The 25,699-nt window shown below is 67.8% G+C and carries 23 protein-coding genes, 1 tRNA gene and 1 pseudogene; 8 read left to right on the top strand and 17 right to left on the bottom strand.

Features of this window, described 5'->3' with window-relative positions; genetic code table 11:
- Positions 1-12 precede the first annotated feature (12 nt).
- From AC5P56_RS03355 to AC5P56_RS03345, 3 genes are all read right to left on the bottom strand, one after another.
- A complete protein-coding gene (locus AC5P56_RS03355; RefSeq protein ID WP_014648820.1) occupies positions 13-1,137 on the bottom strand; it encodes a slipin family protein in 1,125 nt (374 codons plus the stop codon).
- A 356-nt stretch (positions 1,138-1,493) separates the two neighbouring features.
- Positions 1,494-1,566: transfer RNA gene (locus AC5P56_RS03350), tRNA-Gln, on the bottom strand.
- 648 nt (positions 1,567-2,214) lie between these two features.
- The gene (locus AC5P56_RS03345) at positions 2,215-3,171 is read right to left on the bottom strand and encodes an aldo/keto reductase (RefSeq protein ID WP_014648819.1); all 957 of its coding nucleotides are present in this window, start codon (positions 3,169-3,171) and stop codon (positions 2,215-2,217) included.
- Between the two features lie 169 nt (positions 3,172-3,340).
- Between AC5P56_RS03345 and AC5P56_RS03340 the strand changes: the two genes are divergently transcribed.
- Positions 3,341-4,198, top strand: a complete 858-nt coding sequence (locus AC5P56_RS03340; RefSeq protein ID WP_134809419.1) for a class I SAM-dependent methyltransferase — start codon at positions 3,341-3,343, stop codon at positions 4,196-4,198.
- 171 nt (positions 4,199-4,369) lie between these two features.
- Positions 4,370-4,909 carry a pseudouridine synthase gene (locus AC5P56_RS03335; protein ID WP_111205360.1) on the top strand — a complete coding sequence of 180 codons (540 nt, stop codon included), beginning with the start codon at positions 4,370-4,372 and terminating at the stop codon, positions 4,907-4,909.
- A gap of 93 nt (positions 4,910-5,002) precedes the next feature.
- Here AC5P56_RS03335 and AC5P56_RS03330 read toward each other — a convergent pair whose 3' ends face one another.
- Both AC5P56_RS03330 and hrpB read right to left on the bottom strand, forming a co-directional pair.
- A complete protein-coding gene (locus tag AC5P56_RS03330; protein ID WP_014648816.1) occupies positions 5,003-5,377 on the bottom strand; it encodes a hypothetical protein in 375 nt (124 codons plus the stop codon).
- Between the two features lie 200 nt (positions 5,378-5,577).
- Positions 5,578-8,082, bottom strand: a complete 2,505-nt coding sequence (hrpB, locus tag AC5P56_RS03325) for an ATP-dependent helicase HrpB (RefSeq protein WP_197576162.1) — start codon at positions 8,080-8,082, stop codon at positions 5,578-5,580.
- 67 nt (positions 8,083-8,149) lie between these two features.
- Here hrpB and AC5P56_RS03320 point away from each other — a divergent pair.
- Positions 8,150-8,953 (top strand): annotated as a pseudogene (locus AC5P56_RS03320) (TatD family hydrolase); the annotation flags it as partial.
- Here AC5P56_RS03320 and AC5P56_RS03315 read toward each other — a convergent pair.
- The 5 genes from AC5P56_RS03315 to AC5P56_RS03295 all read right to left on the bottom strand — a co-directional run bounded on the left by AC5P56_RS03315 (position 8,940) and on the right by AC5P56_RS03295 (position 13,721).
- Complete coding sequence (locus AC5P56_RS03315; protein ID WP_495231460.1) at positions 8,940-9,824, bottom strand: Rossmann-fold NAD(P)-binding domain-containing protein; 885 nt, start codon at positions 9,822-9,824, stop codon at positions 8,940-8,942. The pseudogene AC5P56_RS03320 and the gene AC5P56_RS03315 overlap by 14 nt on opposite strands.
- On the bottom strand, positions 9,821-10,759 hold the full coding sequence (panE, locus tag AC5P56_RS03310; protein WP_053496507.1) for a 2-dehydropantoate 2-reductase: 939 nt from the start codon (positions 10,757-10,759) through the stop codon (positions 9,821-9,823). Before panE ends, AC5P56_RS03315 begins: the two co-directional genes overlap by 4 nt.
- Positions 10,760-10,946: 187 nt before the next feature.
- Positions 10,947-11,714, bottom strand: coding sequence for a hypothetical protein (locus AC5P56_RS03305; RefSeq protein ID WP_227864345.1), 768 nt, complete (start codon positions 11,712-11,714; stop codon positions 10,947-10,949).
- 250 nt (positions 11,715-11,964) lie between these two features.
- Positions 11,965-12,756, bottom strand: coding sequence for an ABC transporter permease (locus tag AC5P56_RS03300; protein ID WP_014038898.1), 792 nt, complete (start codon positions 12,754-12,756; stop codon positions 11,965-11,967).
- Positions 12,753-13,721: an ABC transporter ATP-binding protein gene (locus tag AC5P56_RS03295; protein WP_005411567.1), complete on the bottom strand. Its 969-nt coding sequence runs from the start codon at positions 13,719-13,721 to the stop codon at positions 12,753-12,755. The genes AC5P56_RS03300 and AC5P56_RS03295 overlap by 4 nt, the downstream gene beginning before the upstream one ends.
- Positions 13,722-13,805: 84 nt before the next feature.
- Between AC5P56_RS03295 and AC5P56_RS03290 the strand changes: the two genes are divergently transcribed.
- Complete coding sequence (locus AC5P56_RS03290) at positions 13,806-14,555, top strand: ferredoxin--NADP reductase (protein WP_080355826.1); 750 nt, start codon at positions 13,806-13,808, stop codon at positions 14,553-14,555.
- Between the two features lie 189 nt (positions 14,556-14,744).
- On the opposite strand, the gene AC5P56_RS03285 is transcribed toward AC5P56_RS03290, so the two are convergent.
- The 3 genes from AC5P56_RS03285 to AC5P56_RS03275 all read right to left on the bottom strand — a co-directional run bounded on the left by AC5P56_RS03285 (position 14,745) and on the right by AC5P56_RS03275 (position 17,984).
- Positions 14,745-15,914: a lytic polysaccharide monooxygenase gene (locus AC5P56_RS03285; protein ID WP_014648808.1), complete on the bottom strand. Its 1,170-nt coding sequence runs from the start codon at positions 15,912-15,914 to the stop codon at positions 14,745-14,747.
- 181 nt (positions 15,915-16,095) lie between these two features.
- Positions 16,096-17,265, bottom strand: a complete 1,170-nt coding sequence (locus AC5P56_RS03280; protein ID WP_288495407.1) for a lytic polysaccharide monooxygenase — start codon at positions 17,263-17,265, stop codon at positions 16,096-16,098.
- 191 nt (positions 17,266-17,456) lie between these two features.
- Positions 17,457-17,984 carry a DUF1203 domain-containing protein gene (locus AC5P56_RS03275; protein ID WP_495231467.1) on the bottom strand — a complete coding sequence of 176 codons (528 nt, stop codon included), beginning with the start codon at positions 17,982-17,984 and terminating at the stop codon, positions 17,457-17,459.
- Between the two features lie 296 nt (positions 17,985-18,280).
- On the opposite strand from AC5P56_RS03275, the gene AC5P56_RS03270 reads away from it, so the two are divergent.
- From AC5P56_RS03270 to AC5P56_RS03260, 3 genes are read left to right on the top strand one after another with little or no spacing between them, the layout of a single operon-like run.
- Entirely contained in the window at positions 18,281-19,807 is a 1,527-nt protein-coding gene (locus AC5P56_RS03270; RefSeq protein WP_041863953.1) for an alpha/beta hydrolase, read from the top strand.
- Positions 19,804-20,550 (top strand): ABC transporter ATP-binding protein, encoded by a 747-nt coding sequence (locus AC5P56_RS03265; protein WP_049442045.1) that lies wholly within the window; start codon positions 19,804-19,806, stop codon positions 20,548-20,550. Before AC5P56_RS03270 ends, AC5P56_RS03265 begins: the two co-directional genes overlap by 4 nt.
- Entirely contained in the window at positions 20,547-21,731 is a 1,185-nt protein-coding gene (locus tag AC5P56_RS03260) for an ABC transporter permease (protein WP_053496393.1), read from the top strand. Before AC5P56_RS03265 ends, AC5P56_RS03260 begins: the two co-directional genes overlap by 4 nt.
- A gap of 24 nt (positions 21,732-21,755) precedes the next feature.
- Here AC5P56_RS03260 and AC5P56_RS03255 read toward each other — a convergent pair whose 3' ends face one another.
- Complete coding sequence (locus AC5P56_RS03255; protein WP_111206070.1) at positions 21,756-22,466, bottom strand: transposase; 711 nt, start codon at positions 22,464-22,466, stop codon at positions 21,756-21,758.
- 99 nt (positions 22,467-22,565) lie between these two features.
- Positions 22,566-23,363 (bottom strand): AraC family transcriptional regulator, encoded by a 798-nt coding sequence (locus AC5P56_RS03250; protein ID WP_495231459.1) that lies wholly within the window; start codon positions 23,361-23,363, stop codon positions 22,566-22,568.
- Positions 23,364-23,441: 78 nt separating this feature from the next.
- Between AC5P56_RS03250 and AC5P56_RS03245 the strand changes: the two genes are divergently transcribed.
- Positions 23,442-23,696: a hypothetical protein gene (locus AC5P56_RS03245; protein WP_049442042.1), complete on the top strand. Its 255-nt coding sequence runs from the start codon at positions 23,442-23,444 to the stop codon at positions 23,694-23,696.
- A gap of 83 nt (positions 23,697-23,779) precedes the next feature.
- Here AC5P56_RS03245 and AC5P56_RS03240 read toward each other — a convergent pair whose 3' ends face one another.
- Positions 23,780-24,793 (bottom strand): energy transducer TonB, encoded by a 1,014-nt coding sequence (locus AC5P56_RS03240; protein WP_014648799.1) that lies wholly within the window; start codon positions 24,791-24,793, stop codon positions 23,780-23,782.
- Positions 24,794-24,994: 201 nt separating this feature from the next.
- Positions 24,995-25,615, bottom strand: coding sequence for a TIGR00645 family protein (locus AC5P56_RS03235; protein WP_041863948.1), 621 nt, complete (start codon positions 25,613-25,615; stop codon positions 24,995-24,997).
- Between the last annotated feature and the right edge of the window lie 84 nt (positions 25,616-25,699).

Raw genomic sequence — 25,699 nt, 5'->3', positions numbered from 1 at the left:
CGCCGCTACCCCCTACCTGATCGTCACCAGCTGCTTCAGCACGCCATCCAGGCCGCCGAACACGGTGAGCGTGTCGATCTTCTCGGTGACCTTCTCCAGTGCCTCCAGCTCCTTCAAGCGCATCAGCACCGGGTTGTCCTCGATCAGCTTTGCGGTGTTGAGCTGCGAACGCGTGGCGTTGGCCTCCTCGCGGCGACGGATCACGCTGGCCTGGGCCTGCTTCTCGGCCAGCACCACGCCATTGAGGATCTCCTTCATCTCGCCCGGCAGGATCACGTCCTTGATGCCCACGCCGAGCAGCCGCACGCCGTGGCCCTCGATCGCGGCCTGCACATGGGCGGCGATCTCGCCGTCCAGCGCCGCCTTGTCGCCCAGCAGCTCGTCCAGGCTGCGCGCGGCTATCGCCTGGCGCAGGCCGAACTGCAGCTGCCGGTAGACGAACTCATCGGCATTGCTGAGCGTGCGGTGTGCACGCACCGGGTCGATCACCTGCACGGTCGCGGCCAGGTTCACCCGCAGGGTCACCTTGTCGCGGCTGAGCAGCTCCTGGCCGGACACGTCCAGCGAACGTGCACGCAGTTCCACGCGCTCCACCGACACGTTGCCGTTGAAGTTCCAGAACGCGTGCAGGCCGGCGTCCAGCGTCTGCCGCAGCGTGCCATCGATGAACAGCAGGCCGACCGACTCGCTTGGCACGGTGCTGATCACCGCCACACGCGGCAGCACGCCCAGCTGGCCCAGGCGTTGCTGCACGTCCGCCGGGATGCGCGGCTCGTCACCCAGCGCCATCACGCGTACCTGGGTGTCGACCGAACCCCGCCAGTACAGACGGCGGCTGCCCGGCGGCAGCACTTCATCGATGCGGCCGTTGCGCAGCAACAGGCCGACTTCGGTGGCGCTGACATTGGCCAGCACGAAGTGCGTGTCCAGCGTCGCGCCCAGTGCCTCGATCAGGCTGTCCTGGTCGCTGCCTGTATAGGCCGCGCCCTTCGATGCGGTGTGGATGTCCACGTGCGGGCGGCCGCCGAACGGCGACAGGCGGTGCACGCCCGGCAGCAGCATCTGCTGGAAACGACGGTTGCGATACACCAGGCCGCGCTCGCCGTCGCCGATCACGACCTTGATGGTCCAGAACATGGGAGTCTCTCCTTGTATGGCTCTGGTGGTTCGACCCGTTGCGGATGAATCGCCATGACCCGGGTCGATCAGGTCGTGGCGCGGCCGCCTGCACACCACGTGCAGGCAGCGGAAGAGGGCGGCCATCGGCGGACGGTCCGCGCGCGGAGCCTTCGGTGCGCCGGCAGTGCTGCCATCGCCGTTCCCGGCAGGCAGCACCGGGGCGGAACGTGGCTGGCAGTGGCGGCGGGCCGGGGCCCGGCGTGCGGTCCGTTGCCTTCCACGCCCCGCCCGAAGGCGATGGCGGTGGACGGCGACAATGGCCGCTGGGGCTTGCGCCCCGGGTGTTGCTTCAAGTCATGACGTGACAGGTCATGTGGTTTGGAGTGGGAGTCGAACCCACGACAGACGGAATCAGGATCCGTTGCTCTACCCTGCTGAGCTATCCAGTTGGGGACCGCGCGGAATCGAACCGCGTACCGGCGAACCGGCGCCTGCCTCCAGCAGGCGATCCAGGCGATGGCATGTCCGCGACCTCCGGCATACGCCACGGCAACGCCGCGCGCACCAGCCCGTGATGGAAACGGGACCGTTGGAGAATCGAGGGTGCAGGCCACCGACATTATCGACGAGCGATAATGTTTTGATGCGATGCAGATAATGTCCGGGCGCAGCCGATCGCGCGAAGTAAATCCTTCGGCGGGGCGGGAGAAACCTGGGTCAGTGAGCGGCGGGTTGCCGCGCGGGGTGCAGTTCTGGCATCGCGGGTCCTTGTGCCGACGCAAACGAAAACGCCCCCGGGACTTGCGTTCCGAGGGCGTCGTCAGGCCTCGGAGATCGGGGTGGCCGATCTCCGCAGGGCGGGTATCAGGCCGTTGTCAGTTGGTCTTCCTTGCCAAACGCGCGCGCCAGCCCGTCCATGCGCAGGCATGGCAGCAGTTTGGCGATGGCGACGGAATGCGCGTTCAAGGGAAGTTTCCAGTGGTTGTTGAAACGAGGTGCGCACGATAAACCACGATTTAGTCGCGTGCAACCATTTTGTTCAATTATTTTCTTCGCTGTTGTGCAATGCCGGCCAGCGGCCGGCACTACCGGGCCTCACGCTTCGGCGCTGGCGGCATCCAGCTGCGCGACATCCTGCACGCTCAGCGACACGTTGGCCGCTGCCAGCAGATCGTGCAGCTGTTCGACGCTGGTGGCGCTGACGATCGGCGCGGTGATCGACGGCCGCGCGATCTGCCATGCCAGTGCGATCTGTGCGGCGCTGGCATTGTGCTTGCTGGCCACGTCATCCAGCGCCTGCAGGATGCGCAGGCCGCGCGGGTTCAGATAGCGCTTCACCACCGTTTCGCCACGTGCCGGGCTCTTGGCCGCATCGGCCGGTGTGCGGTACTTGCCGCTGAGGAAGCCACTGGCCAGGGCGTAGTAGCCGATCACGCCGATCTGTTCGCGCTGCACCAGCGGTTCCAGCTCCTTCTCGTAGCCGGCACGGTCGTACAGGTTGTACTCCGGCTGTAGGGTTTCGTAACGCGGCAGCTTGTAGTCGGTGGACACCTTCAGCGCATCGGCCAGGCGCGTGGCGCTGTAGTTGGAGGCACCGATGGCGCGCACCTTGCCGGCTTCGATCAGGCGGCCGAACGCGGCCAGGGTCGCTTCCAGTGGCGTCGACTCATCATCCTCGTGGGCCTGGTACAGATCGATCACGTCGGTCTGCAGGCGGCGCAGCGAATCCTCGACGGCCGCATTGATGTTGTCCGGGGTCAGGCCGGGGCGTTCGGCCCATTTGGCCACCTTGGTCGCCAGCACCACTTTGTCGCGCTTTCCGCTGCGCGCGAACCATTTGCCGATCAGCGTTTCCGATTCGCCGCCGGCGTTGCCCGGCACCCAGGCCGAATACACATCGGCGGTGTCGACCAGGTTGAAGCCGGCGTCGACGAAGGCATCGAGCAGGGCGAAGCTGGCCTTCTCATCGGCGCTCCAGCCGAACACGTTGCCACCGAAGGCGAGCGGACGTACATGCAGGCCGGAACGGCCCAGTTCGCGGGTTGCCGTCATGGGCACGGACTCCTTGGGGGAAGTGCTCCAGAATAGAACGCGTAGTGTGACCGTGCTGCGGCGGCGACCACAAAACAGTGTTCCGCGATACGCACGCGGCTAACGTTTTGTGAACACCTGGGGCGCCGCGGCTGCTAGTCTCGCCGCATCTTCCGCTGGAGTCGCTCCGATGATGCCTGCTTCGTCCCTGCGTGGTTGCCGCCTGCTGCTTGCTTCGGCCCTGCTTGCCGCTGTTCCTGCGTTTGCCGCACCGGCCACGGTCGCGCCGGCGAAGATCCAGGTGTCGCCGGCCATCGACGCGGCGGTGAAGGCGCCCACCCGCGATGCCAACAACGTCAAGCGCGACGGTTTCCGCCACCCGGCGCAGACGCTGTCGTTCTTCAAGGTGACGCCGGAAAAGACCGTCATCGAGATCACCCCCGGCAACGGCTGGTACTCGGAGATCCTGGCGCCGCTGCTGCACGACAAGGGCCACTACGTTGCTGCGGTGGTCGATCCGATGGCGGTGCCCGAAGGCCGCGGCCGTGACTACCAGCAGCGCAGCCGCGACAGCCTGGAAAGGAAGTACGCCGCTGCACCGGCACAGTTCGGCAAGACTGCCGTGGTGGCCTACGATCCGGCCAAGCCGGTGTTCGGCCCGGCCGGTTCAGCCGATGTGGTGCTGACCTTCCGCAACGTGCACAACTGGCGCAAGGCCGGCCAGGCGCAGGGCATGTTCCAGGGCTTCTTCAACGTGCTCAAGCCGGGCGGCGTGCTGGGCGTGGTCGAGCACCGCGCCAAGGCCGACGTGGCTGACGACGATGACACCGGCTATGTCGGCCAGCAGCAGGTGATCGCGATGGCCGAGGCCGCCGGCTTCAAGCTGGACGCGCGCAGTGAGGTCAACGCCAACCCGCGCGACACCAAGGACCACCCGAACGGCGTGTGGACGCTGCCGCCGACCAACCAGCACGACAAGGCCGATGATGCGAAGTACCAGACGATCGGCGAAAGCGACCGCATGACCCTGCGCTTCATCAAGCCGTAAGAGGGGTGCCGGGCTGGCGCATGCTGACTCTGTAGAGCCGAGCCCATGCTCGGCTGCTGTTGCGTTCCGCCGTGCTGTGCGCGATGAGCCGAGCATGGGCTCGGCTCTACAGCCGAGTGGCGCGTGGCGCGGCATGGGACAATGCGCCACCCGCCGACTGCCGTGCCCGCAATGCTGATCGCCTTCAACAAGCCCTTCAACGTGCTCTGCCAGTTCACCGACCGCAGCGTACCGCCGCGACCGACGCTGTCCGGGTTCGGCCTGCCGCCGCGCGTGTATGCCGCCGGTCGCCTGGACCATGACAGCGAAGGCCTGCTGCTGCTGACGGATAACGGCACGCTGGCGCACACGTTGACCGACCCGAAGCACAAGGCCGACAAGACCTACTGGGTGCAGGTGGAAGGCACGCCCAGCGATGAGCAGCTGCAACGGTTGCGCGATGGGGTGGAGCTGAATGACGGGCCGACCTTGCCGGCGAAGATCGAGCGCCTCGATCCGGCGCCGTCGCTGTGGACACGCGATCCGCCGGTGCGCTTCCGCAAGACCGTGCCCGATGCCTGGCTGGCGATCACGATCCGCGAGGGCCGCAACCGCCAGGTGCGGCGGATGACCGCGGCAGTGAACCTGCCAACGCTGCGGCTGGTGCGGGTGGCGATGGGGCCCTACCGGCTGGACGACCTGCAGCCGGGGCAGTGGCGGCAGATCGGTTGAAACAGAAAGGGCCGGATACCTCGCGGCATCCGGCCCTCTCGTAGCTGGTAGGGTCAGAGCCCTTCCTGCGGAAGGGCTCTGACCCGGGCAGCTTCACGCGTCGCTGCCGATATCGCTGTGCTCGTCCACCACGGTGTCGTTGCGACGGTCGCGTGCGTGGATGCGCTGCGCCTGCCCATTCACCACGTGGCCATTGGCAGCCTTCTTCTTCTGCTGCTTGCGGTACAGCGCATAGCCGAGCAGGCCGACGCCGACGGCAGCCGCGGCAATGGTCACGGCCGGGTTGCGGCGGGCGAACTTGGTGGCGACCTTGCCGCCGGTCTTCACTGCGCCGAGGGCGGCGCCGGTCTTGATCCAGTCCGCGTTGCGCAGGCTGCCACCGGCGCTCTTCAGGCCATCGCCGGCGGTGTGGGCCAGCTCCAGGGCGCGCTCCAGAGCGCGGTCGGTGATTACGGTCAGCTTGCTCATGCGGGGGTCCTTTGCCTCGGGTCGAAGTCCAGTGTCGCGTGTTGCCCGTAAACGGTATGTCAGTCGGGGACGCACGTGGTGTGACTTTACCGCAGCCATTCAGGATCAGGCAGGCTCCGCACCCGGTAGTGCCGGTCGCTGGCCGGCAATGCTCTCCGCCTGGTGCCAGGGGGCTGTCGGCCAGCGGCCGGCACTACCAATCAGGTTCCGCGCGGCTTGGCCCGGTGCGTGGCCGTCGCCGTCCACGGATCATCCGGCCATGGGTGGCGCGGGTAACGGCCCTTCATCTCCTTTTTCACTTCGGCGTAGGTGCTTTCCCAGAAGTTGCGCAGATCCTGGGTGACCTGCAGCGGGCGGCCGCCGGGGGAGAGCAGGTGCAGGGTCAGCGGCACGCGGCCATCGGCGATGCGCGGCGTGTCGGCCAGGCCGAACAGTTCCTGCAGCTTCACCGCCAGCACCGGCGGCAGCGGATCGCCGCTCTCGCTGTCCAGCGCATAGGTGATCGGCCGCTCCAGTCCGGACGGCACGGTGATGCGGGTCGGCGCATGACGCTCGACCAACTGCCGTTGTGACCACTCCAGTGGCGATTTCAGCGCCTCGCCGAAGCTGGATTCATCCAGCGCATCCAGTCGCGTCCTGCCGGCGAACGCGGGCTGCAGCCATTGCGCGCGCGTGGCCAGCAGGGCATCGTCGCTGCAGTCGGGCAGGCCGAGCTCGGGCATCCAGCGCCGCAGCGATTCCACCCGTGCCTGCCACTGGCGCAGGCCCTCGGTCCACGGCAGCGCCTGCAGGCCGAGCTCGGCCACCGCATCGGTCAGCGCCTGCGCGGCGTGCTGCGGATCGACCCGGCCGGCCGAGCGGCTGTCCAGCACGATCCGGTCGAAACGGGTCTCGCGCAGCGCCACCAGGGCGCGTCGCTCGCTCTCCCAGCGCACCACGTCTTCGGTGACGAAGCGCTCCGGCCATGCCTTGCGCAGCTGGCCTTCATCCACCGGTGCGGCACGCAGCAGCAGCGCATCGCGCGCCTCGAAGCGCAGTTCGCTGGCCACCAGCCACGGCTCACCGCGCAGGTCACTCAGTTCGTGCAGGCGCGCGCTGCGGCCATTGGCCAGCAGGTAGCGCAGCGGATCGCCGGGATGCTGGAAACCGATCCGGTCGGGAAAGGCGTGTGCAAGCAGATCGCCCAGTTCGTGCGCCTCGATGCTGGCCGGCGGCGTAGCCTCGCAGCGCAGGCGGCGACGCCACTGCTTGGCGGCGGCATCAATGGCGGCCAGCCCGCTGCGGTTGGCATCGCCCGGCGCGCGGCCAGTGCGGAACGCGGCCAGTGCGCGCCAGCGGGCCGCCAGCGCGTCACCGCCCTGGCGCAGCGGGTCGCGCGCTTCCAGCAGGGCGGCCAGATCGGCGGCCAGCGCCTGCGCGCGGGCATCGGGCGCTGCCAGCAGCATCGCCGCCATCCGCGGGTGCGTACCCAGCGCCAGTACACGGCGCCCGAGTGCGGTGATCGCGCCCGAGTCCGACAGTGCACCCAGGCGTTGCAGCAGTTCGCGCGCCGCACCCATCGGGCCGGCCGGTGGCGGGTCGAGGAAGCGCAGGTCGCTGCTGCCCCACGCGGCCAGTTCCAGCGCCAGTCCGGCCAGTTCCACCTGGTCGATCTCCGCGCGGCGCTGCGGCTCCAGCCGCTGCGACTGCGGCCACAGCCGCCAGGCCACGCCCTCGGCCACGCGACCGGCACGGCCCGCGCGCTGGTCGGCCGACGCCTGCGCGATGGCCACCACGTCCAGCCGGGTGAAGCCGCTGTTGGGGTCGTAGCGCGGCTCGCGCGCCTGGCCGCTGTCGATCACCACGCGCACGCCGGGCAGGGTCACCGACGACTCGGCCACGTTGGTCGCCAGCACCACGCGACGGCGGCCATCGCTGGCGGCCTGCAACACGCGCGCCTGTTGTTCGACCGGCAGCTCGCCATGCAGCGCCAGCACCTCGACGTTGCCATCGAGTGACTCCTGCAGGCCGGCCTGGACGCGCGCGATCTCGCGCTGGCCGGGCAGGAACACCAGCAGGTCACCGGGGTGCTCGGCCAGTGCCTGCTGCACCGCGCGGCGCACCTGCAGTTCCAGGGCTTCATCGCGGCGCGCCGGGAAGTGGCTGATCGCCACCGGATAACTGCGGCCCTCGCTGCTCAGCCGCGGCGCATCGAGGAAGCGTGCCAGCCGCTCGCCGTCCAGCGTGGCCGACATCACCACCAGGCGCAGGTCGTCGCGCAGCTGCGCCTGCACGTCCAGCGCCAGCGCCAGGCCCAGATCCCCACTGAGATGGCGCTCGTGGAATTCATCGAACAGGATCGCGCCGACGGTTTCCAGCATCGGGTCGTCCTGCAGCATCCGGGTCAGGATGCCCTCGGTGACCACCTCGATGCGGGTGCGCGCGGATACCTTGTTCTCGAAGCGGATGCGGTAGCCGACCGTGCCGCCGACCTCCTCACCCAGCTGCCGTGCCATGAACAGCGCCGCGCTGCGCGCGGCGACCCGGCGTGGTTCCAGCAGAATGATCTTGCGGCCCTGCAGCCACGGCGCGTCGAGCAGCGCCAGCGGCACCTGGGTGGTCTTGCCGGCACCGGGCGGGGCCTCCAGCACCAGCCGTGGTTGCACGGCCAGCTGCTGCTGGATCTGCGGCAGCAGCGGGGAAATCGGGAAGAGCGGGGCGTTCATATGCAAAGGATAAGGGGCCACGGCAGGCGCAGGTACAATGCGCGGGCACTTTTCCCCCGCGATGACCATGCACCTGATCGATATCGGCGCCAACCTGACCCACGACTCCTTCGACCGCGACCGCGATGCCGTGCTGGACCGCGCGCGCCAGGCCGGCGTGGTGCAGATGGTCATCACCGGTGCCAGCCGCGAGCACTCGCCACTGGCCCTGCAGTTGGCCCAGCAGCACCCCGGCTTCCTGTACGCCACCGCCGGCGTGCACCCGCACCACGCGGTGGAATACACCGAGGAATGCGATGCCGAAATGCGCGCGCTGCATGCCCACCCGGAAGTAGTGGCGGTGGGGGAGTGCGGGCTGGACTACTTCCGCGATTTCTCGCCGCGCCCGGCCCAGCACCGCGCGTTCGAGCGCCAGCTGCAGCTGGCCGCGGACAATGGCAAGCCCCTGTTCCTGCACCAGCGCGATGCGCATGCCGATTTCATGGCACAGATGAAGAACTTCGAAGGCCGCATCGGCCCGGCGGTGGTGCATTGCTTCACCGGTGAGCGTGACGAGCTGTTCGACTACCTGGACCAGGACTGGTACATCGGCATCACCGGCTGGCTGTGCGACGAGCGCCGTGGCGCGCACCTGCGCGAACTGGTGAAGAACATCCCGGCCAACCGCCTGATGATCGAGACCGACGCACCGTACCTGCTGCCGCGCACGCTGAAGCCGATGCCGAAGGACCGCCGCAACGAACCGATGTTTCTCTCGCACATCGTGGAAGAACTGGCGCGTGACCGTGGCGAGGACGTGGCAGTTACCGCCGCGAATGCAACGGCCGCGACGCGTACGTTCTTCCGCCTGCCCGGCACTACCGGAGCAGGTCGCGCAGGCCCTCACGGTAGCTGGGGAACCGCGGCGCCCACGCCAGTGCTTCACGCGTGCCACGGCTGTCGATGCGCTTGTTGCTCTGGTAGAAGCGTCGCAGGGTCGGGCTGAGTGCAGGGTCGTCCCATGCCACGGCAGGTGGCATCGCAAACCCGCCCAGCTGCGCGGCGAAGGCCAGTACCTCCTGCGGCGGTGCCGGCTCGTCATCGGCCGGCAGATACAGGCCATCCACGCACGGCCGCTGCATCGACGCGATAACGACCGTCACCAGGTCATCCACGTGCAGCCGGTTGAATAGCAGCCCGGGACGCACTACGTGGCGGGCACGTCCCTGCGCCAGCTGCAGCAGCGCATTGCGCCCCGGCCCGTACAGGCCGGGCAGGCGGAACACTGCCGATGCGATGCCGCGTTCTCCTGCAAGCGCACGCCATTGCGCTTCGGCCCGCAGGCGCTGCACGCCGGCTGCTTCAGTGGCATCGGCTGCGCTGCGCTCGTCGACCCAGCCGCCGGCGCGGTCGGCATACACCGAAGTGGACGACAGATAGCCCACCCAGCGCAATGCCGGGCTGGCCCGCAGCGCGGGCAACAGCAGGCGCAGTGCAGGATCGCCATCGGCATCGGGTGGCACGCTGCACAGCACGGCCTCGGCCTGTGCGATCTCATCGAGCAGGGCGGGCGATGGCGTGGCATCGGCAGCCAGCGGATGGCGACGCAGACCATCGCGTGGTGCCGATGCTGGATCGCGTACCGTGCCGGCGACGTGTGCGCCCAATGCCTGCAGATGTCGGGCCAGCGCACAGCCACTCCAGCCCAGCCCGAGGATCAGCACCCGCGAGGGCAATGCACTGGCGGCGGAGATGAAGCTCACGCGCCGCGCAGTGCCTGGTAGGCCTGCAGGCTGCTGTAGGCGACCTGCAGCAGCAGGGCTTCCTGGTCGGCCTTGCGCGCGCGGGCCAGCATGTCGCCGACGATCTGTTCGGCCTCCACCTGTTGGCCGGCTTCCAGGTCACGCAGCATCGATGCCTTCAGTGCCGAGCCGGCCTGGGTCAGGGTGCCGCGCGCGGTGTCCTGCGCGGCCTCGGGAACCGGTTCACCGGCGGCTTCGGCCACGGCCAGGCATTCGTCGTACAGGCCGCGCACGATCGCCTCGCCATCATCGGTGGCAACGATGGTGCCGATGTCGGCGCGCAGCAGGCAGGTCGCCGCCGCCAGCGCGGTAAGGAAGGTGTACTTGATCCATTGTTCCTGGCCGATGTGTTCGCTGGCCAGGTGATCAAGATGGGCCTGCGCGCAGACCGCAGCGAAGGCGCGCACGCGCGTCGAAGCCAGGCCGCCGTCGCGCTCGCCGAAGGTGAGCTTGGCCGGTTTGCCCAGGTGCAGCACCGCACCGTCGGGGGCCTTGGTGGCGCTGATGAAGCACAGGCCGCCAAGCACGGCGTCGCGGCCGAAGCGCGCGTCCAGTGCGTTGTAGTGATGCAGGCCGTTGAGGATCGGCAGCACGGTGGTGCCTGCGCCCACGGCCGGGGCAATGGCGTCGATCGAGCTGTCCAGGTCGTAGGCCTTGCAGCTGAGGATGACCAGGTCGAACGGCTTCTGCGCGGCCAATGCGGGCAGTGCATCAGCGGTGACATGCTGCACGGGGAAGCTGGCATCGCCGAGCGGGCTGCGGATGACCAGGCCGTCGCGATCCAGCTGGGCGGCGCGCGCGGGGCGCACGAGGAAGGTCACGTCCACACCGGCCTGGGCCAGGCGACCACCGAAGTAACCGCCGGTACCGCCGGCGCCGAGGATCAGGATGCGCATTGCACGTTCACCGTGTTCTGGGGAATCAGGATTTCGATTGTGCCGGAGATCGCGGCCAACGGCGGTGCCCCTCGTGGTGGTTCGCGGAAAGCACGGTTCAGCGGGGTTGGCCGGGTGCGGCCACCACGGAAAACAGATCAGGAGCGGAAGCGGGTCGCTCGCTGCGCGAGCGCGTGTAGAACCGCGCTCAGGGCAGCTGTTCGCTGAAGCCTTCGGTGTATCCCAATAGAAGCGTGGTGCGGGAGGACAGCGTTGCAGCCAGTTGTGACCAGGTGTCGTGCGTTCCGGCAGCGTAGACGCGCTGCAGGTCCGCGACCAGAGCGTCCGCTTCCGCAGGCGACGGCGCGCTGTCACGCTGGAAGCCCAGCCACGATGCGCCAAGCCCGAACAGGCGGTAGTCGTGGTGCTCTTGCAGGTGCCGGATCAGGGCGTGGTTCTGGAAGATGTTCCAGTCCGCGCTGAAGTAGCCGTTGGGCAGGGCGGCGATCAGCAGGTCGTCACGATCCACGGGCACCTGTTGCACGCAGACCACCTCGTCGACGATGAGATCCGGTGCGGCATTGGCCGCGACCAATGCCTCGATGTCTGCGTCATTGCACATCAGCGTGCCCGCCAGCGTGCTCCATTCCAGCCGATGCGTCGAATGCTCAAGCTGCGCGACCACATGCGCCAGCAACCGCCCGCGTGCCGCCAACGCATCGTCGGGGGTCGCCGGGTCTTCGTCCTCGTAGAGCGCGATGCGCGCGTCGTCTGACGCGTGCATGCTGGTGTAGCGGCACTGGCCGGCATCATCGAGCGTGCACAGGTAGCGATACCGGGGATCAGCCGCGTGCCGCGAGGCCAGGTATTCCAGCACCTCATCCAGCGTGGGTGAATCGCCCAGCAACGCATGGCTGAAGGCATCAATGGGGCCGTCCGACACGGCTTTGTCCAGCGCAATGGAAGTGATCTTCATCGCCACAGCCTAGCTGCAATCCCGAACGAGAAAAGCGGAACATCGGCTTTGCCGTGAAAGCTCCATCCACGCATGGCGTCGATCCATCGTGTCGACCAAGGTCGACACCTACCAGCAGCAGCGGAGAACGACATCCCGGCAGATCGCCGGAATTTGCCATCCCCCGGATAGTCAGCTTTTGCCGTTGCCGTTGCCGTTGAAGTTGACGTTGATTCGGCGGGTGCAGGGCCACAGGCCCTGCAGGCCACCCTTAGCTGCGCATGCCCACGCCACGGCGCAGCAGCCACAACGCCAGCGCCGTCAGCGCCACCACGAAGCCGATCATCAACCCATAGGCCACCGGCAGCGGCACATCGCTGCTGCCCAGCAGGCCATAGCGGAACGCATTGACCATGTAGAAGATCGGGTTCGCGTGCGTGGCCGCTTCGGCCCAGCCCGGCAGCAGCTTCACCGAATAGAACACGCCACCCAGGTAGGTCAGCGGGGTCAGGATGAAGGTCGGCACGATCGCCACGTCGTCGAACTTCTTCGCATACACCGCATTGATGAAACCGGCCAGCGAGAAGATCGTCGCGCCCAGGATCACCGTGGTCAGCATCACCAGCGGGTGCGGAATGCGCACCGGGGTGAAGAACATCGCGATGATCAGCACGATCACGCCCACCATCAGGCCGCGCAGCACGGCGCCGGCCACGTAGCCCCACAGGATCACCCAGTTCGGCATCGGGCTGACCAGCAGCTCTTCCACGTGGCGGCCGAACTTGGCACCGAAGAACGAGGAACTGATGTTGCCGTAGCTGTTCTGGATCACGCTCATCATCACCAGGCCCGGCACGATGAACTGCATGTACGTGTAGCCGCCCATGTCACCCACGCGCGACCCGATCAGGTTGCCGAAGATCAGGAAGTACAGGGTCATGGTGATCGCCGGCGGCACCAGGGTCTGGCCCCAGATGCGCATGATGCGGGCGACTTCGCGGCGCACGATGGTCATCAGTGCGATGCGGTTGCGCTGGCCGTCGGTCAGCTCGGTGGTGCTCATGCAGGCTTCTCCAGGTTGCCGGTGAGGCGCACGAACAGCTCCTCCAGGCGGTTGCTCTTGGTACGCATCGAACGCACGCGGATACCGGCCTCGTTGAGCGTGGCGAACACGCGGTTGAGGTCCATTGCGCGCGGCATGTCGATGTCCAGCGTGTGCGGGTCCGGCGCGGTCAGGGTCGCGCCCTCGATCACCGGCAGCTGCGCCGGCAGGTCACCGTCGATGTCCAGCAGGAAGCCCTCCACGTCCAGCTTGGCCAGCAGGGTGCGCATCGGCCCCTGCTCGACGATCTGGCCATGGTTGATGATCGCGAGGTGGCGGCACAGGTACTCGGCTTCTTCCAGATAGTGCGTGGTGAGGATGATCGTGGTGCCGGCAGCGTTGATCTCCTTCAGCACGCGCCACATGTCGCGGCGGATCTCGATGTCCACGCCGGCGGTCGGCTCATCCAGGATCAGCAGGCGTGGGCGGGTCATCATTGCGCGGGCGATCATCAGCCGGCGCTTCATGCCGCCGGACAGCGTGCGGCTCATCACCTGCGCCTTTTCCCACAGGTGGGCCCGCTTCAGTTCCTCTTCGGCGCGCTGCTCCGCTTCCTCGCGCGGCACGCCGTAGAAGCCGGCGTAGTTCACCAGGATGTCGAAGGGCTTTTCGAACAGGTTGAAGTTGATTTCCTGCGGCACCAGCCCGATCAGGCGCATGGTGGCGCTGCGGTTGCGCACCAGGTCGCTGCCGAACACCTCCACCTGGCCCTCGCTGAGGTTGACCAGGGAGCTGATGATGCCGATCAGGGTCGACTTGCCGGCACCGTTGGGGCCCAGCAGGGCGAAGAAGTCGCCCGGGGCCACTTCCAGGGAAACCCCCTTCAGGGCCTGGGTGCCGTTGTCGTAGGTCTTGCGCAGGTCGCGCACGCGCAGGGCGGGCGCCGTATCGTTCTGGGATGCCAAGCTCGAAGCCTTCGCGCCCATGGGCTGGCGCTGGAGAGGGGCGGGGAGGGGCTATTATAGAAGACCCCGAGGGCTTGCCCCGGCTACACACTGTCCCGAAAAGTCGTGCCTGTTCAATTCCCCCTCAAGCTGGTCGGCCGCCGCATGCTGGCCCCGACCGTCGGCCACTACCAGTTCGTGCGTGACGATGGGCAGCCGCTGGATTTCCAGCCCGGCCAGTTCATCCAGGTCCATTTCAGCTACGCCGATGGCACCGAAACCAAGCGCAGCTACTCGCTGGCGACCATTCACGACCACGCACTGGGCCCGGGCGAGGCGGTGGATATCGCGGTCAGCTTCGTGCCCGGTGGCGCCGCCACCGCGCTGTTCGAGGCGCTGGAGCACGGCGGCCAGATCAGTGCATCCGGCCCCTACGGCCGCTTCTGCCTGAATGCCGGTGACCACAATGCCCGCTACCTGCTGATCGCCACCGGTACCGGCGTTACCCCGTACCGCTCGATGCTGCCGCTGCTGGAAAAGGCCATGGCCGAACGTGGTGCGCAGATCGTGCTGCTGCAGGGCGCGCGCAGCCCGGGCGAGCTGCTGTACAGCGAGGACTTCTACAGCTTCGCCGAAAAACACCCGAACTTCCGCTATGTTCCATGCCTGTCGCGCGAACTGCCCGCCGATCCGCATCCGGACGTGCAGCACGGTTACGTGCAGCAGGCGCTGGCCGGTTTCACGCCGGACCCGGCCACGGACATCGCCTACCTGTGCGGCAACCCGGACATGGTGGATGCCTGCGCCGAGCTGCTGAAGGCCGCCGGCCTGGGCAACCCGCAGATCCGCCGCGAGAAGTACGTCAGCAGCAAGTAAGTCCGGCTGGTGCCGGCCGCTGGCCGGCAACCCCACGAACCTGGTAGTGCCGGCCGCTGGCCGGCAACCCCACGAACCCCGGTAGTACCGGCCGCTGGCCGGCAACCGCATGAACCCCGGTAGTGCCGGCCGCTGACCGGCAACCCTGGAAACCGGAGGCGACCCCACGCCGCCCCCGGTGCCCTGCCTTCAGTACTCGATCCAGGCATCACGCCAGGCAGAGCCGGTACCCGGGCGGTAGGCCTCTGCATTGATGTTGCACCAGGCGCCTTCCGGGAACGGGCGGCAGGCATACAGCTTGCCGTCGGTGCCCTTCACCACGGTCTGGCCCGGCGTGTAGCTGCCGATACCCGCGGGGTATACGAAGTCGTAGTCGTCAGCCGGCGGCGGATCGATCGGATCGACCGGATCCGGCACGCGGGTATCGAGCTGGAACAGGTGGCCTGGCTTCAGATAGACGCGGTTCCCGGTAGCCGAGGCGACGGGCGTGATCACGCCGTTCTTCATCACCCCCACGCGCGCCTGCTGCGCAGTGCCATTGACCTTGTGGGCCAGTGCCAGCGGCCACTGGTTCGCAGCGGTCTGGCCGGCGGCAAGGGTGATCTGCGGGCTTTCCAGATCGTTGCCCTGGGCGTTGAAGACCCGCAGGGTCAGGATGGTGCCCACGTCCAGCGCACCACGGGCAGTGACCGGACCCGCGTCCTGCCACTGCGGCGGCGGGGTCACACCACCGCCCCCCTCGAAGCGCACGTCTGCGCAGGTATAGAACGCCTCGCCCGAATCCGAGCGCTGCCAGGTGTTGTAGATGATGTGCTGGCCGCTGCGCTTGGGTAGCGGGCAGTCCAGCTTGTAGACGTCACCGGAGACCGGCACGTTGCCCAGCGTGCAGAATTCCTGCAGGTCGGCCCAGCGCAGCGGGCTGCCCGGTTGCCAGCCATCGCGGGTGACATAGAACTTCCACTCGCGGGTGGCATGCGGGGCCGGCGCCTTGAACTCGAACGTGTAGCGGCCACGGGCGTCGGCTCGGATCGGCGAGGTCTCCCAGTCACTGCGGTTCAGATCCAGGCCGCGGTATTTGCTGTTGCCGCCGCTGCACAACTCGCCATCGGGCACGACGGCCTGGTGGTTGCCATGGGCCTCGGCCTGGTTGATCCCGGCCCAGTCATAGAACGGTTGCGCACCACCGATGGCCTTGGCGGCAGCGCAGGCGGGGTTGGTCGGATTTTCGGGATTGCCCTGGTAACAGGCATAGACACGGCTGGCGGGTTTGGACAGGGTGCCGTGGGCGAACGCGCTGCCAGAGGTGGCAATGCCTGCGATCACAGACAGCGCGATGACGGTCCGGTGTGACAGATGCATGGAGATCTCCTGTGGGTGGTGAAACCCCGCGAAGTCTCGACATCCCGCCCGCCCGCATCCATCGGATTACGTTGAAAAAAGCATCGCGTGGTTGCATATGGGAACGGCTTCCCACTCACACGCTGGCGCGTCTCACGCTATGCAGGGAACGGCGCTCTGCCACCGTTCCCTGTACCCGGTCTCAGTATGCAATCCATGCATCGCGCCAGGCCGCACCCACACCCGGCCGGTACGCCTCGGCGTTGACGTTGCACCATGCACCTTCCGGGAACGGGCGGCAGGCGTACAGCTTGCCGTCGCTGCCCTTCACCACGGTCTGGCCCGGCACATAGCTGCCGATGCCCGCCGGGTACACGTGGTCGAAATCACCGCCCGGTGACGGTGTACCCGGGTCGGGCACCTGGGTATCGAGCTGGAAGCGGTTGCCGTCCTTCAGGTACACGCGGTTGTCGGTGGCCGAGGCGGTCGGCGTGATCACGCCATTGGCAAGCACGCCCACGCGCGCGTGCTGGGCACTGGCATTGACCTTGCGGGCGAGCACCAACGGCCACTGCGCGGGTGCGGTCTGGCCGCTGGCCAGGGTGGCCTCCACACGTTCGACGTCATTGCCGTTGGCGTTGAACACGCGCAGCGCCAGCGTCGTGCCAACCGGCAGCTCACTGCGTGCGGTGACCGGGCCGGCGTCCTGCCATTGCGGTGCCGGTGCGGTCCCTCCGCCTCCCTGGAAGCGCACGTCCATGCAGGTATAGAACGCCTCGGTCGAATCCGAGCGCTGCCAGGTGTTGTAGATCACATGCTGGCCGGTGCGCTGCGGCAACGTGCACTGAAGCTTGTAGGTGCCGTCGGCCGACAGCGGCGTATTGCCCAGCGTGCAGAACTCCTGCAGGTCGGCCCAGCGCAGCGGGCTTCTCGGCTGCCAGCCTTCGCGGGTGACGAAGAAGCGCCAGTCGCGCGTGGCGTGTGGTGCGGTCGCCTTGAACACGAAAGTGAACTTGCCATTGGCATCGGCCTGGATCGGCGTGGTCTGCCAGTCACTGCGGTTCACGTCCAGGCCGCGGAAGGTCGGGTTGTTGCCGCTGCACAGCTTCCCGTCGGGCACCACGGCCTGATGGTTGCCGTTGGCGTTGGCCTGGTTGATGCCGTTCCAGTCGTAGAACGCCTGTGAACCGCCAATCGCTTTTGCAGCGGCACAGGCCGGGTTGGTCGGGTTCTCGGGATTGCCCTGGAAGCAGGCATAGACGCGGCTGACCGGCGTGGTCATCGTGCCGTGGGCGAACGCGCTGCCGGCCAGGCACAGGCCCGCAGCGGCGAACGAGGTGGCCAGCAACAGCGGTGTGGATCGTAATGACATGGCGCATCCTTGTGGTCGTCGAAAGGGAACGGTGACCGCAGGAGCTGCGCTGCGCGGCGGACTTTCGGCGGCACCACGGCGAGTATCGAGCCGCACTGCAGGGGACGGAACCATCGCAGTGCCGATCCGTGACTGCGCATGTGAAGCCCTTCCCGCAGGCTTCACGCAGGGCTGAACGGATGCGCTGGACGTCACGTGACCGGCGTGGCATCGATCACGTCATGGAGATCACGCGACGCAGTCCCGGTACCCACCCGATCTGCCTGGCACGAGAAACAGCCATGCGCCGCGTTGTGCAGCTGCACGAACGCCACCGACGGGTCGGCAAACAGTGCATCCAGGTGGTCGGCCACCTCGGTGCCCGCGCAGACCTGGGCACCGCACATCAGCGCGGCGTGGTCATAGGCACGCATCGAGATCATCCGGCGCTGCACATACGGGGGCACCTCGCCCGGCGGCAGGACGCAACGGGTCACGCCGCGCTGCACGAAGATCGGGCCGGCGGCGCGGTACGGCGAATGCAGCGGCAGGTGGACGTGGGACAGCAGGAGCAGCTCGCTGCCAAGCGCGGGGTCGCTCAGGCTGATCCGGCAGGGATGTCCGCCGTTGGCGCCGGCCCAGCGACGCTGGATGCCGAGCGTGGCGAGCGCGCTGTCGCTCATCTCGAACCGGTGCAGGAAAGGGCGGTGGTCGATGCCGCCGAGGTACCACGCGTGCATGGGCGTCTCCTTGGGTTTTCCGCGGATTGTGCGCATGCGCCGGTCGCCGTGCTCGCCGTTTTCAGACCCCGCATCGCCGTCGGGCCGGAACACTGGCCCTTGGGGTGCTGCTGGCCGCCGCCGATGCCGCCCTGCACGGGCCAAGGCCGAGCGCGGGACTGCCAGGTCTGCGCGCCGTCGGCGGCGGATTCGTCATTGCCCATCGCCGTCGGCGCGCTGCCCGTGTAAGTTGGGTCACATCTTCCGCGGCAGCCCGTCGTGGTCGACAGGAACGTCCTCCAGGGGAAACGAGCACGATGCAAAGACACCACCTCGCGCTGGCCGGGATGCTGGCCAGCCTGATGCTTGCCGGGTGCAGCCAACCGCCGCCGGCCGCCGCCGGAAGCGCCAGCGATGCGCCCAGCCGCCGCTTCGGCACGATCGACTTCCAGCCCTGCACGTTGTCCACCGAAGGCGCCAGCGCCAACGTGGAGGCGCAGTGCGCCACCCTGCAGGTGCCGGAGAACCGGGCCCAGCCCGATGGCCGCCGGATCGGCCTGCGCATCGCCTGGCTGGAATCGGGCAGCAGCGGCGCCAGCCAGCCCGACCCGGTGTTCTTCCTGGCCGGCGGCCCCGGCCAGGCGGCCAGCGAGGTGGCGGTCATCGTCGATACCGCACTGCGCCAGGTGCGCAAGCAGCGCGACGTGTTCCTGATCGACCAGCGCGGCACCGGCGGCTCCAACCCGCTCAGCTGTCTGGGCGCAGATGGCAAGCCGCTGCAGATGGACGAGGATGCCGCGCCTTCCGAGGCATCGCTGCGCGACTACGCCCAGCGCTGCGCCGCATCGCTGCAGGGGCGTGCCGATGCGCGCTTCTACACCACCACCGAGGCGATCGCCGATCTGGATGCGGTGCGTGCGGCGCTCGGTGTGGACCAGCTGAACCTGGTTGGCGGCTCCTACGGTACCCGCGTGGCCCAGCGCTATGCCGGGGCCTATCCGCAGCACACCCGCAGCATCGTCATCGATGGCGTGGTACCGAACGAGCTGGTGGTCGGTGGCGACTTCGCGACCACCTTCGAGGATGCGATCGCCCTGCAGTCGGCGCAGTGCCGCAAGGATGCCGCGTGCAGCAAGCGTTTCCCGACCGACACCCGCGCGCAGCTGCGCAGCGTGGTCGACACCCTGCGCCGTGCACCGGTCTCGGTCGAGTATCGCGACCCGGGTACCAACGCACCGCGGCAGGATGTCCTGACGCCGGACAGCGTGGTCGGCCTGGCCTTCGCCTTCTCCTACGTGCCGCAGTATTCCTCGCTGCTGCCACTGGTGCTGGATGAAGCCGCGCACGGTCGTTATGCCCCGTTGGCATCGCTGGCGCGCGGCGCGAACCGCAGCATGGATTTCCAGATCAACCGCGGCATGCAGTGGTCGGTGATCTGCAGCGAGGATGCGCCGCGCTACCACGCGCCGGCCGAGGACCCCGAGCGGCTGTTCGGCAACGAAGTGGCCAGCGCCTTCTTCGCCGCCTGCCCGGTGTGGCCGCACCGTCCGGCGCCGGCAACCGATGCCGTGCCGCTGCGCAGCGACGTGCCGGCACTGCTGCTGTCCGGTGAGCTGGACCCGGTGACCCCCCCGCGCTACGCCGCACAGGTGCTCAAGGGCCTGCCCAATGGCCGTGCGCTGGTCGCCCGTGGCCAGGGCCATGGCACGTTGACCGCCGGCTGCATGCCGCGGCTGCTCGGCCAGTTCATCGACAAGACCGATGCCAAGGCGCTGGATGCCGGCTGCCTGGACACGCTGAGCTACGTGCCGGCGTTCACCTCGTTCAACGGATGGGAACCATGATCGTCGCCGACAACCTGCACAAGGCCTTCGATACCCGCACGGGCCGCATCCAGGCGGTCGCCAACGTCGGCTTCCGCGCCGGCGATGGGCAGATCACCGGCCTGCTCGGCCCCAACGGTGCCGGCAAGACCACCACCATGCGCATGCTCTACACGCTGATGACCCCTGACCAGGGCAGCATCAGCGTCGATGGCATCGATGCCGCCGGCAATCCGGTGGAGGTACGTCGCCACCTGGGCGTACTGCCCGATGCGCGCGGCGTCTACAAGCGTCTGACCGCGCGCGAGAACATCGCCTACTTCGGCGAGCTGCATGGCCTGTCGGCCGAGCGCATCCGCGAACGCATCGAGGTGCTGTCGCACGCGCTGGACATGGGCGACATCCTCGACCGGCAGACCGATGGCTTCTCGCAGGGCCAGCGCACCAAGACCGCGATTGCCCGCGCGCTGGTGCACGATCCGCGCAACGTCATCCTCGACGAACCGACCAACGGCCTGGACGTGATGACCACGCGCGCGCTGCGCCGCTTCCTGCTGGGCCTGCGCGAAGAGGGTCGCTGCGTGATCCTGTCCAGCCACATCATGCAGGAGGTGGGCGCGTTGTGTGACCACATCGTGATCATCGCCAAGGGCACGGTGATGGCCGCCGGCAGCGCCGACGAACTGCGTGCACAAGCCGGTGAAGCCAATCTTGAGGACGCGTTCGTGAAACTGATCGGCAGCGAAGAGGGCCTGCACGCATGAGCATGATGTCGACCCTGATGACGGTGATGCGCAAGGAACTGCGCGACCTGTCGCGTGACCGCCGCACGCTGCTGCTGACCCTGCTGTTCGGGCCGCTGCTGTACCCGGTGCTGCTGCTGGGCATGGGCAAGCTGGCCGAGAGCCGGGTGCGCACCCAGATCGAGGAGCCGTTGCAGATCCCGACGATCGGCGCGGAGAACGCGCCGAACCTGGTGCGCTTCCTCGCCGCACAGGGCCTCAATGCCGCACCGGCGCCGAAGGACCTGGCCGAGGCCATCCGCAGCCAGGATATCGATGTGGCGCTGCGCATCAGCGGGGACTTCGGCAAGGACTGGGCCGAGGGCAAGCCGGCGCTGGTGGAGGTGATCAAGGACAGCACGCGTCGCGCGGCCGAGGTACCCAGTGCACGCCTGGAGGCGGCGCTGGCCACCTACAACGGCCAGGTCGGTGCCTTGCGCCTGATGGCACGCGGCATCGATGCACAGGTGGCACGCCCGCTGGACGTGGCGCGCCAGGACCTGGCCAGTGCCGAGGCCAAGCGCGGCATGATCCTGTCGATGCTGCTGCCGGTACTGCTGACGCTGACCTCGTTCATCGGTGGCGCCTACCTGGTGATGGACGCCACCGCCGGCGAGCGCGAGCGGCAGTCGCTGGAACCCCTGCTGGCCACGCCGGGCTCGCGCAGCGCGATCGTCAGCGGCAAGATCGCCGCCGCCTGCGTGGTCGGTTTCGTGTCGCTGCTGCTGACCCTGGTCGCGTTCAAGGTGAGCGCGCAGATCGCACCCGGCAACATCGGCCGCCAGTTCAACATGAACGTCGGCTCGATGCTGCAGATGCTGCTGGTGATGCTGCCGATGCTGCTGATCGGCACCTCGCTGCTGACCTTCCTGTCGGCCGCGGCCAAGAGCATGAAGGAAGCGCAGAGCCACATGACCTGGCTGATGCTGCTGCCGATGCTGCCCGGCTACGCACTGGTGGCCTATCCGCTGAAGAGCGAACTGTGGCAGTACGCCGTGCCGTTCCTGTCGCAGAACCAGATGCTGCTGAAGGTGATCCGCCACGAGACCATCACCCCCGCAGTCTGGGCGATCTACCTCGGCGCCAGCCTCGGCTTGGCCGCCGTGCTGTGGTTCGCCGCCGTGCGCCGCTACCACAACGAGCGCCTGGCCATCTCCGGTTGACCCCAAAAAAGGGGACGGAGGGGATTAAGTCGTTTCTGCCCCTCCCGTCCCCTCCTTGCGCGGGCGGCCTTGTCTTCGCATCGCCACCGGCCGCCCGAGCATCTTCTCTACCATCCGCAGGAACGCAGCATCCCCCAACGGACGCTGTTTGGCGCTATGACTGCGGATTGCGGGCAGATCGGCGGACGCATTCACATCGCGCAGGAATCGCGCATACACCGTCGTCCTGTTGCGAGCGGTCGCGGCCAACGCTCTGAATGCGGGATGCGGGGTCAGCATGGGGTCATCGCGTCGTTGAAGGTTGCCGTGCACGCTGGACCACGGATGATCTTCAGCACTGACCGCAATGCCGGCACGAACGGGATTGCGTTCGATGTAGCGGTATACGCTGAGCAGGTAAGCGTCGCTGTCGATCATCGAGGAATGGAAGCGGCCCTGCCACAGGGGACCGGTGCGGCCGTGCCGCTGGTTGAAAGCCTGCACATAGTTGTTGCCCTGCATGCGCATTGCATCGGCCAGCCCGCGCTGCGTGGATGGCGTGGCCAGCAGGTGGATGTGGTTGTCCATCAGTACGTAGGCATGCAGTGCGACGCGGTGCTTGAGGAAAGCGCTGTGCAGCAGATGCAGGAACAGTTGCCGGTCGATGTCGTCGACAAAGATCGCACCCTTGTTCACACCGCGCTGGATCACGTGATAGGCCTGGCCGGCCAGCATCAGGCGCGCTTGTCGGGGCATGGGATTCCCAGGTCGAAGGGGGCCTCAGCCTGGCATCGGCACCGTGGCGTAGGGCATCAGGTAATGCCGCGCAGGCGTATCGGAGGAGTCAGAAGCGACTTAATCCCCTCCGTCCCCTTTTCCGTACCGCGCGGGCGTTACCCCCATCTCGCGCTTGAACACGTTGATGAAGGAACTGGGGGTGTCGTAGCCCATCGACAGGGCGACGCTGATCACCGGCTCGCCTGCCAGCAGGCGTGGCAGTGACAGCAGCACGCGCAGGCGCTGCCGCCACTGGCCCAGGGCCATGCCTGTTTCGGCCTGCCAACGGCGGGCGAGGCTGCGGCTGGACAGTCCGCTGGCGGCTGCCCACGCTTGGACGCTGCGCAGGTCGTCCGGCGAACGCGCCAGCGCCGCCGCGATCCGCCGCAACCGGCGATCCCGCGGCTGTGGCAGGGCAAATGGCAAGGGAGTGCTGGCACGGATCTCATCGGCGATGACGCCGGCCAGGCGTGCCTGCGCAGCGTCCAGTGCCTGATGCGGCCAGCGCAGTGCGCGCGTCACCGCCGCCTGCAACAGCGCATCGGGTTGGAAAATACGGGGCAGCGGGGGCAGATCCAGGCCGGCATCGGCGCGGACGTACAGGCTCCAGCCATCGAACCCGTCTGCCCCGAGCAGCGCATGGGGCAGCAGCGGCGGTATCCAGGCAACGTGCCCGGCCGGAAGCAGCCACTGCAGATTCCCGGCTTCGATCCGCAACAGGCCCTGATGGGCGCCCAGCAATTGACCGCGCCGGTGTTGGTGGCGGGCGGTGCGCCGCCTCCCGGGCACGCGCAGCTGGCCGGCCAGCACGATGGGGCCGTCGTCGGCGTCCGCCAATGCCGGATCAATCAAGCCGGTCGGTGTCTGATCTGCCATATCCATTGGCAGTTATACGGCAGAAGCGCCGATCCGCGCGCGCCACACTGGGCGCCCATTTCAACACGAGCCGCCCCGATGCAGCCCCAGGACATCCTTCCCGACCACCAGAACGAAGTACAGGTAAACGGCCTCACCGTGCGCAAGGGCAGCGTCGGCGCCTTCCTCGCCAGCGTCCGTGACTGGCAGGACCCCGCCAGCGATGACGCCACCCGCGCCACCGCCGAAGCAGATCTGCGTGGGCTGCTGCCGGGCCTGCATGCGCTGGGCCTGTTCCAGGTGCTGGCCGCGCGCGATCCGGCACTGCAACGCCTGATCGACAGCCTCTCCTGAAACGAACACGGCCCGGACATGCCGGGCCGTGTCCTCATTGCGGGGGCGGAAACGACTTAATCCCCTCCGTCCCCTTTTTGCGGTCAGGTGCCGCCCGGGGCGAATACCAGGGTACGGCGGGTGGTGACCGGTGCGCTGACCGGCTCGAAGCGCCAGCGCTTGACCGCGTTCATGGCTTCGCGATCGAAGACGCGCGACGGTGTTGCGCGCAGCACGCGGGCGTTGGTCACTGAGCCGTCGGTGCCGACGGTGATTTCCACCAGCACTTCGCCGGAGGTGCCTGCACGCAGTGCCTCGGACGGATAGCGCGGCGCCGGGGTGCTGACCGGGCGCAGGTTCGGCGCCGCAGCGGCCGCTGGAGCCGCGGCCTGGCGTGCGGCACTGGCCTGCTGGGCGGCGGCCTGCTGCTGCTTCAGCTCGGCTTCGCGGCGCGCGGCGGCCTGGCGCTCGGCTTCCTGGCGCTCGTTGTCGCGACGGGCGGCGTCCTGCTGGGCAGCGATCTGCTTGGCCGCGTCGGCTTCCTTGGCACGCTGCTCGGCCAGGCGCTGCTGTTCGGTCTGCTGCTTGCTGCGGTCCTCGGCGTCCTTCTTGGCCTTCTCGGCTTCGGCCTCGGTGCGCTTGGCCGCGTTCTGCACGCCCTTGGCCAGGCCGTCCTTCAGGCGCGGCAGGGCCGGCGCGGAGGCATCCACCTTCTCGATCAGCGCCACCAGCCGCTGCGCTTCGGTGTAGTCCTCGCGCCCCAGGTGCTGTTCGGCGGCGATCAGGGTGTAGGGCAGCAGGTCGGTCAGCGCGCTCTTCACCGAGGCGTCGTCCGGGGTCTTGTCGCGCAGCGCGAGGTAGTACTCGATGGCGTTGTCGCCGGCCGGCGCGTACATGCGGTTCTCGCGCAGGGCCTGGCTGGCCGACTCACGCAGCTGCTCGGTGCCCATCGACTGCACTTTGGCGGCGACCACCGGTGCGGCCGGTGCAGCGGCGGTGGGGGCGGCGGCCGGAGCCGGTGCTGCGGATTCTTCCTTGCCCGAGCAGGCGGCCAGCGCCAGTGCCAAGGCAACCGGCAGCCACCGGCGCGCGGCGGTGATCGTTGAGACGTGCGACATCCTGCTCCCCTTTAGAAGACGACGTGACGTAAATCATTGATATGCATGGCCGGGACCCGTGGTCCAGGCGCGGCAGGGTGGCGTTTCCCGACGCCACCGCCGGCAACGGCGAGGATGCAATCTAGCATCCCGGCCACCGCCCCGCACAAGGGGTGGTGGCCGGGTGGGGCCGCGGCGATCATGTCGTGGCCGGCGGCGACCTCAGTGGTCGTGTGCCTTGTCGTGCGACTTGCTGTGGCCGTTGGACATCAGCTTGTCGGTCCAGGCGATGCCGATCGCCGACAGGATGAACACGCAGTGGATGATGGTCTGCCACAGCACGCCTTCCTGGGTCAGCATCGAGCAGCGGGCGACACCGATGTTGGCGGCGGCCACGCTCATCTGCTCCGGCGTGCACAGCGGGATACCGCCCAGCGCACCGCTGGCGATGAAGGTCTTCAGCAGGTGGATCGAGGAGATGCCGATGATCGCCATCGCCAGCTTCACCTTCAGCACGCTGGCATTGACGTGGCTCAGCCATTCCGGCTGGTCCGGGTGGCCTTCCAGGCGCAGGCGCGAGACGAAGGTCTCGTAGCCGCCGACGATCACCATTACCAGCAGGTTGGAGATCATCACCACGTCGATCAGGCCCAGCACGATCAGCATGATCTGCTGCTCGCCCATCGAGGCGGAATGCGAGATCAGGTGCCACAGTTCCTTGCCGAACAGGAACACGTAGACGCACTGCGCCACGATCAGGCCCAGGTACAGCGGCAGCTGCAGCCAGCGCGAGGCGAAGATCAGCGTGGACAACGGGGAGAGCGGCGGGCGGTTTGCACTCATGCGGGGGATGCTGCGTTTCGGGGGAGAGGCGAGGTTACCGGCCCGCCATGACGGTGCCAACCCAACTCACGCACTAGACTTCAG

The organism is Stenotrophomonas sp. YJH_SMC_131 (assembly GCF_059367975.1).
This window is presented reverse-complemented; position numbering and strand designations above follow the sequence as displayed.

Coding starts and splice junctions, on each gene's coding strand:
- AC5P56_RS03355 (WP_014648820.1), bottom strand. CDS start 1,137: ATGTTCTGGACCATCAAGGTCGTGATCGGCGACGGCGAGCGCGGCCTG.
- AC5P56_RS03345 (WP_014648819.1), bottom strand. CDS start 3,171: ATGACGGCAACCCGCGAACTGGGCCGTTCCGGCCTGCATGTACGTCCG.
- AC5P56_RS03340 (WP_134809419.1), top strand. CDS start 3,341: ATGATGCCTGCTTCGTCCCTGCGTGGTTGCCGCCTGCTGCTTGCTTCG.
- AC5P56_RS03335 (WP_111205360.1), top strand. CDS start 4,370: ATGCTGATCGCCTTCAACAAGCCCTTCAACGTGCTCTGCCAGTTCACC.
- AC5P56_RS03330 (WP_014648816.1), bottom strand. CDS start 5,377: ATGAGCAAGCTGACCGTAATCACCGACCGCGCTCTGGAGCGCGCCCTG.
- hrpB (WP_197576162.1), bottom strand. CDS start 8,082: ATGAACGCCCCGCTCTTCCCGATTTCCCCGCTGCTGCCGCAGATCCAG.
- panE (WP_053496507.1), bottom strand. CDS start 10,759: ATGCGCATCCTGATCCTCGGCGCCGGCGGTACCGGCGGTTACTTCGGT.
- AC5P56_RS03305 (WP_227864345.1), bottom strand. CDS start 11,714: ATGAAGATCACTTCCATTGCGCTGGACAAAGCCGTGTCGGACGGCCCC.
- AC5P56_RS03300 (WP_014038898.1), bottom strand. CDS start 12,756: ATGAGCACCACCGAGCTGACCGACGGCCAGCGCAACCGCATCGCACTG.
- AC5P56_RS03295 (WP_005411567.1), bottom strand. CDS start 13,721: ATGGGCGCGAAGGCTTCGAGCTTGGCATCCCAGAACGATACGGCGCCC.
- AC5P56_RS03285 (WP_014648808.1), bottom strand. CDS start 15,914: ATGCATCTGTCACACCGGACCGTCATCGCGCTGTCTGTGATCGCAGGC.
- AC5P56_RS03280 (WP_288495407.1), bottom strand. CDS start 17,265: ATGTCATTACGATCCACACCGCTGTTGCTGGCCACCTCGTTCGCCGCT.
- AC5P56_RS03275 (WP_495231467.1), bottom strand. CDS start 17,984: ATGCACGCGTGGTACCTCGGCGGCATCGACCACCGCCCTTTCCTGCAC.
- AC5P56_RS03270 (WP_041863953.1), top strand. CDS start 18,281: ATGCAAAGACACCACCTCGCGCTGGCCGGGATGCTGGCCAGCCTGATG.
- AC5P56_RS03265 (WP_049442045.1), top strand. CDS start 19,804: ATGATCGTCGCCGACAACCTGCACAAGGCCTTCGATACCCGCACGGGC.
- AC5P56_RS03260 (WP_053496393.1), top strand. CDS start 20,547: ATGAGCATGATGTCGACCCTGATGACGGTGATGCGCAAGGAACTGCGC.
- AC5P56_RS03255 (WP_111206070.1), bottom strand. CDS start 22,466: ATGCCCCGACAAGCGCGCCTGATGCTGGCCGGCCAGGCCTATCACGTG.
- AC5P56_RS03250 (WP_495231459.1), bottom strand. CDS start 23,363: ATGGCAGATCAGACACCGACCGGCTTGATTGATCCGGCATTGGCGGAC.
- AC5P56_RS03245 (WP_049442042.1), top strand. CDS start 23,442: ATGCAGCCCCAGGACATCCTTCCCGACCACCAGAACGAAGTACAGGTA.
- AC5P56_RS03240 (WP_014648799.1), bottom strand. CDS start 24,793: ATGTCGCACGTCTCAACGATCACCGCCGCGCGCCGGTGGCTGCCGGTT.
- AC5P56_RS03235 (WP_041863948.1), bottom strand. CDS start 25,615: ATGAGTGCAAACCGCCCGCCGCTCTCCCCGTTGTCCACGCTGATCTTC.